This window comes from Benzoatithermus flavus (assembly GCF_037908215.1).
GTDB lineage: Bacteria > Pseudomonadota > Alphaproteobacteria > Geminicoccales > Geminicoccaceae > Benzoatithermus > Benzoatithermus flavus.
In genome coordinates, this window is sequence record NZ_JBBLZC010000069.1 from 1 (window position 1) to 1,166 (window position 1,166).

Consider the following 1,166-nt stretch of genomic DNA (forward strand, 5'->3'; position numbering starts at 1 on the left):
GGTCCGCGCGGAGGGTCGCTACCGGGTGTTTGCGGACCTGGCGCGGCAGGCGGGGGCGTTTCCCACGGCGCTCTGGCACCGGCCCGAGGGCACGGTCGAGGTGACGGTCTGGTGCTCCAACGACTATCTCGGCCTGGGCCAGCATCCCGCGGTGCTGGCGGCTGCCTGCCAGGCGGTGCGCGGCTACGGCGCCGGGGCGGGCGGTACCCGCAACATCTCCGGCACCACGCATCTGCACGTCCTGCTCGAGCAGGAGCTGGCGGCGCTGCACGGCAAGCAGGCGGCGCTGCTGTTCACCTCCGGCTACGTCGCCAACGAGGCGGCGATCAGCACCATCGCCCGGCTGCTGCCCGGCTGCCTGATCCTGTCCGACGCGCGCAACCACGCCTCGATGATCCAGGGCGTGCGCCACTCGGGCTGCGAGAAGCAGGTGTTCCGCCACAACGACCTCCTGCATCTCGAGAGCCTGCTCGAGGCGCAGCCCAAGGAGCGCGCCAAGCTGATCGTGTTCGAGAGCGTCTACTCCATGGACGGCGACTTCGGCCCGATCGGGGAGATCTGTGCTCTGGCGAAAGAACATGGTGCCCTGACCTACCTCGACGAGGTGCACGCGGTCGGGATGTACGGCGAGCACGGGGCCGGGGTGGCCGAGCGCGACGGGGTGATGGCGGCGGTGGACGTGATCCAGGGTACCTTGGCCAAGGCGATGGGGGGCATGGGCGGCTACATCGCCGGCTCCGCGGCGCTGGTGGACGCGGTCCGGAGCCACGCGCCGGGGTTCATCTTCACCACCGCGCTGCCGCCGTCGGTGGCGGGGGCGGCGCTGGCGGCGGTGCGGCTCCTGCGCGGCGAGGCGGGGCGCGCGCTGCGGGCGCGGCACCAGGAGCGGGCCGCGGCCCTGAAGGCGCGGCTGCTGGCGGCGGGGCTGCCGGTGCTGGCGAGCCCGTCGCACATCGTGCCGGTGTTGGTGGGCGACCCGGTGCGGTGCAAGGCGGCCTCGGATCTGCTGTTGGAGCGGCACCGGATCTACATCCAGCCGATCAACTACCCGACGGTGGCGCGGGGGACCGAGCGGCTGCGGATCACGCCCTCGCCCCTGCACGACGACGCGCTCATGGAGCGCCTGGTCGAGGCGCTGCAGGACGTCTGGAGCGAGCTCGGGATCC

Annotated in this window: 1 protein-coding gene; it reads left to right on the top strand. The window is 72.6% G+C overall.

Annotated elements, in window-relative coordinates; all coding sequences use genetic code 11:
* A partial coding sequence (gene hemA, locus U1T56_RS24080) for a 5-aminolevulinate synthase (RefSeq protein WP_418162030.1) occupies nt 1–1,166 on the top strand: 1,166 nt, incomplete at both ends.